This window comes from uncultured Allobosea sp., assembly GCF_945956895.1.
Classification (GTDB): domain Bacteria; phylum Pseudomonadota; class Alphaproteobacteria; order Rhizobiales; family Beijerinckiaceae; genus Allobosea.
The window spans coordinates 1-4385 of sequence record NZ_CAMFJF010000135.1 but is presented as its reverse complement, the minus strand read 5'-3'; the positions used below and the strand labels follow the sequence as shown (position 1 = coordinate 4385).

5 protein-coding genes are annotated in these 4385 nt (G+C 66.5%); 1 reads left to right on the top strand and 4 read right to left on the bottom strand.

Translation table 11 applies throughout. The annotated features are described in order from the left end of the window. Nucleotides 1-669 (top strand): NUDIX domain-containing protein (locus Q0Q02_RS23310; RefSeq protein ID WP_293813158.1); only part of this gene is annotated, 669 nt, incomplete at its 5' end. On the opposite strand, the gene Q0Q02_RS23305 is transcribed toward Q0Q02_RS23310, so the two are convergent. The 4 genes from Q0Q02_RS23305 to Q0Q02_RS23290 all read right to left on the bottom strand — a co-directional run. Next, complete coding sequence (locus tag Q0Q02_RS23305) at nucleotides 648-1376, bottom strand: papain-like cysteine protease family protein (protein ID WP_293813156.1); 729 nt, start codon at nucleotides 1374-1376, stop codon at nucleotides 648-650. The genes Q0Q02_RS23310 and Q0Q02_RS23305 overlap by 22 nt on opposite strands. A gap of 103 nt (nucleotides 1377-1479) precedes the next feature. After that, a complete protein-coding gene (locus tag Q0Q02_RS23300; protein WP_293813155.1) occupies nucleotides 1480-2598 on the bottom strand; it encodes a site-specific DNA-methyltransferase in 1119 nt (372 codons plus the stop codon). A 422-nt stretch (nucleotides 2599-3020) separates the two neighbouring features. Next, on the bottom strand, nucleotides 3021-3632 hold the full coding sequence (locus tag Q0Q02_RS23295) for a ribonuclease HII (protein ID WP_293813154.1): 612 nt from the start codon (nucleotides 3630-3632) through the stop codon (nucleotides 3021-3023). A 180-nt stretch (nucleotides 3633-3812) separates the two neighbouring features. Continuing rightward, nucleotides 3813-4385 (bottom strand): radical SAM protein (locus tag Q0Q02_RS23290; protein WP_293813153.1); only part of this gene is annotated, 573 nt, incomplete at its 5' end.

The following is a 4385-nucleotide window of genomic DNA, read 5'->3' as shown; positions in this document are numbered from 1 at the left end:
TTCGACCGGCCGGCGGCGGCCGTCGACGGCAATGTCGAGCGCGTCATGAGCCGGCTCTTCGCGATCGAGGACGAATTGCCCGGCGCCCGGCCCCTGATTCGCGAGAAGGTGCTGGCACTGCTGCCGCAGGGTCGGCCGGGCGATTTCGCGCAAGCCCTGATGGATCTCGGCGCCACCATCTGCACGCCGCGCAATCCCGCCTGCGGCCTGTGTCCGTGGCGCGAGCCGTGCCGGGCGCGGATTGCCGGCACGCAGGAGAGCTTTCCGCGCAAGGCGCCGAAGAAGGCCGGCGTCACGCGCTACGGCGCAGCCTTCGTGCTCGCCCGGGAAGATGGCGCGATCCTGCTGCGGACGCGGCCGGCCAGGGGGCTGCTCGGCGGCATGGCCGAGGTGCCAACCAGCGAATGGCGGGCCGATTACGAACTCGACGGAGCCGCGCAGGACGCGCCATTGCCGCTACGCTGGACGCAGGTGGCGGAGCCGGTGCGCCATGTCTTCACGCATTTTCCGCTGGAACTGACGGTGTTCACCGGCAGCGCCCCCGTGCGCACGCCGGCGCCGGCGGGCATGCGCTTCACGCCGTTGGCGAATCTGGCCGGCGAGCCGCTGTCGAGCCTGATGCTGAAGGTGGTCGAGCGCGCCGGGCTCTACAATTCGAAGACGCGATAGGTCATCGTCGGCAGTTCGGCGGACCATTTGAAATAGCCCTTCGAGTAGATCTTGCCGCGGTTTGGCGGCCAGGGATCGTGGATGCGCAGCGTCGTGCCGGTGCCGTCGGGATTGCCGTCGCCGCGCATGCCGACGATGACGATCATGTGGCCGGGGCTGCCGCGGCCGGCCGTGTACTCGTCGACGCGCCAGAGCATGTCGAACATCAAGGGCCCGCGCGAGACCGCCTGCCTGAGCTGCTCGACCGACCAGGATTGCGGGGCATTGCAGCGCAGCCCGTGGATGCGGCCATAGCGCTGACCGGTCACGATCGCCTGGTCGCTTTCGGAAGAGTTGGCCAGCGAGCCGTCGGGAAGGATCATGTCCGGCGGCGTCTTGGCGATGATGATCGGCACCGTCGATTTCTTCATCATCGCCGTCGAGGTCGCCCAGCAGGTCGTGTTGGTCGGCTGCGCGATGAAGGGGACCTTGTGCAGGATCGGCGCGAAGGCCTCGGTGTCATAGAGGCAGGCTTGGGTCGCTGGCCCGGCCTGGCCATCCTCGACCAGCCAGTTCTTGCGCTGGAAGGCGAGGACCGCGTTGTGCGTGAAAGTGCCGAACTGGCCGTCGGGTACCAGCTTCGGGATCGGTTTCAGCTTGGCGTTCAGTGCTTCCTGGAGTTGCTTGACCTCGGGCCCGCGGGAGCCGGTCTTGAGGATCGTCGCCATGCTGCCACCCTCGCTGTCATGCGTGCGAGGATGCCCGCGCCTGTGACGGCCGCGCATCCTCCGAACGAATGAGCGATTGTGCCGGACGCGGCTGTCGGGCGGCTCAAGCCGCCGCCATCTGCGCCCTGATCTCGCCGCGCAGCGCGTCAAGGATGGTGAGACCTCCTTCGCGCTCGACATGCCAGAAGGTCCAGCCGTTGCAGGCCGGCAGGCCCTGCGCCAGCGCGCCGACCTTGTGGATCGAGCCGACCGCCGGGCCGAGCAGCAGCGTGCCATCGGCCCGCACCACCGCCTTGTAGCGGCGCTTCTCGTCATGGACCGTCTCGCCGGCCTTCACCAGCCCGGCTTCGATCAGGCTGAGGAAGGGCACGCGTGGCTCGCTGCGCTTGGAAGGCGCTGTTGAAAAGGCTTCCGGCGCCAGCGGCGTCACCGCCGCGATGCGCTCGCGCGCCGCCTTGGCGTAGACCGGATCGCGCTCGAGGCCGATGAAATGACGGCCGAGCGCCTTGGCGACGGCGCCGGTCGTCCCCGTGCCGAAGAACGGATCGAGGATGACGTCGCCGGGATTCGAGGCCGAGAGCAGCACGCGGGCGAGCAGGGCTTCCGGCTTTTGTGTCGGGTGCACCTTGGCGCCGTTGTCGTCCTTCAGGCGTTCCTCGCCGGTGCAGAGCGGCAGATACCAGTCCGAGCGCATCTGCAGGTCGTCATTGCCGCCCTTCAACGCCTCGTAATGGAAGGTGTATTTCGAGCTCTCGCCGCGCGCCGCCCAGATCAGCGTCTCATGCGCATTGGTGAAGCGTCGGCCGCGGAAATTCGGCATCGGATTGGCCTTGCGCCAGACGATGTCGTTCAGCATCCAGAAGCCGAGATCCTGCAGCGTCGCGCCGACGCGGAAGATGTTGTGGTAGCTGCCGATGACCCACAGCGCCCCGTCCGGCTTCAGCACGCGCCGCGCGGCGGCAAGCCAGTCGCGGGTGAAGCGGTCGTAGTCGGAGAAGGAGGCGAACTTGTCCCAGTCGTCGTCGACGGCATCGACGAGGCTGTCGTCGGGCCGGCGCAGATCGCCGCCAAGCTGGAGATTATAGGGAGGATCGGCAAAGATCAGGTCGACGCTTGCCGGCGGCAGCGCGTTCATCGCCGCGACGCAGTCGCCGACGAGGATCTGATCGAGCGGCAGCTCCCGAGGGGTGCCGATATGTTCGGGAAGGCCCTTGGCCTTCATCCGAGCCCCCAGTGCAGGCCGTCCGGTACGCGAAACCTGAATCCGGACGGGAGCACTGGCGGTCCCGGTACGCAAAATACCCATGACGCCAAGACCGTTACGCAACTTCAACGAGAGCGATATTGGTCAGACAGGGTAAAGGTCGGGTTTCCGCCTTGAAAAAAATGCGTCCCATTCTGGGGCTGCAATTTTTGCCTAGGCCATTGGTAATCAAGGGAAATTCGTAAACGGGAGTTAACGTCTGGGTCTGCCGTTACGGCAGCTTGGCGGGGCGGTCCGTTTCCCATCGGCTAGAGCAGGCCGTCATGCTCGGGCTTGACCCGAGCATCTCATGACACGGGGGCTCCGGCGCTTCTTCCTGTAAGAGATTCTCGGGTCTGCACTTCGCTCCGCCCGAGAATGACGCGTGGCGGAACGGGCCTCTACCGGAACCACACACCTTTCACCGGCGCGAAGGAATAGCGATGCTCGGGGCAGGGGCCGTGTGCGGCGATCGCCTTGCGATGCGCCGGCGTTCCGTAGCCGACATGGCCGGAGAAGCCATAGGCCGGATAGCGTTGGGAGAGGCGCGCCATCATCCGGTCGCGCGTAACCTTGGCAACGATCGAGGCGGCTGCGATCGAGGCAACCTGCCCGTCGCCTTGTATGATCGCCTCGCAGGAGCAAGCGAATTGCGGCGGGTCGTTGCCATCGACCAGGATATGCAATGGCGTCAGCGGCAGGGCGGCGACGGCCCGGCGCATCGCAAGCAGCGTCGCCTGCCGGATATTGATGGCGTCGATTTCCGCAGCCGTCACGCTGGCGATGGAAACGGCCAGCGCCCGTTCCATGATCTCGCCGAAAAGCTCCTCGCGGATCGCGGCCGGCAGCTTCTTCGAATCGTCGAGGCCATCGGGCACCCGCTCGGGATCGAGGATCACCGCAGCCGCGACGACCGGCCCGGCCAGCGGCCCGCGCCCGACCTCGTCGATCCCTGCAAGCGGCCAAAGGCCGTTGGCGATGGCGGAGGTCTCGCGGCTGAAATCGGCGGGCATGGCCAGGTTATGCCGCAGAGCGGGGCATCGGACCAGAGCGGCGGGAGAGTGCTCCACTGGATAGCCCCGCGTCATGCTCGTGCTTGACCCGAGCATCTCAGGCCGGAAAACGCCTCTTCCGGCAAGAGATTCCCGGATCTGCGCTTCGCTTCGCCCGAGAATGACGGCTGACCTTATCCCTCAAAACAGGTTCAGCTGCGCCTTCTCCTTTTCCGGCTTCACGAAGAGATCCGTCCGCAACCGGCGCCGCGTCGTGTTGAAGCCGATGCGTTCGGCCGCCATCTCGAAGCGCCGCCCGATCATCCAGGCATAGGGGCCGGAGCCGACCATGCGCTGGCCCCATTGCGAATCGTAATCCTTGCCGCCGCGTGTCGAGCGGATCAGCGACATCACATGCCGGAGCTTGTCGGGATGATGCGTCAGCAGCCATTCCTGCACGATGTCGCGCACTTCGAGCGGCAGCCTGAGCAGGACATAGCCGGCGGCCTCGGCGCCAGCCGCCTTCGCCGCGTCGAGGATGCGCTCGATCTCGTGCTCGTTGATTGCCGGGATGATTGGCGCGACCAAGACCGTGACCGGGATACCGGCCTCCGAAAGCTTGCGGATCGTTTCCAGCCGCCTGGCGGGCGAGGCGGCGCGCGGTTCCATGCCGCGTGCGGTTTTCGGGTCGAGCGTCGTCACCGAGAGCGCGACCTTGACCAGGCCCTTCTCCGCCATCGGCGCGAGGATATCGATGTCGCGCTGCACCAGCGC

What these genes read in the sequence shown, in the direction of transcription:
- Q0Q02_RS23305 (WP_293813156.1), bottom strand. Translation starts at nt 1,376, where the DNA reads ATGGCGACGATCCTCAAGACCGGCTCCCGCGGGCCCGAGGTCAAGCAA.
- Q0Q02_RS23300 (WP_293813155.1), bottom strand. Translation starts at nt 2,598, where the DNA reads ATGAAGGCCAAGGGCCTTCCCGAACATATCGGCACCCCTCGGGAGCTG.
- Q0Q02_RS23295 (WP_293813154.1), bottom strand. Translation starts at nt 3,632, where the DNA reads ATGCCCGCCGATTTCAGCCGCGAGACCTCCGCCATCGCCAACGGCCTT.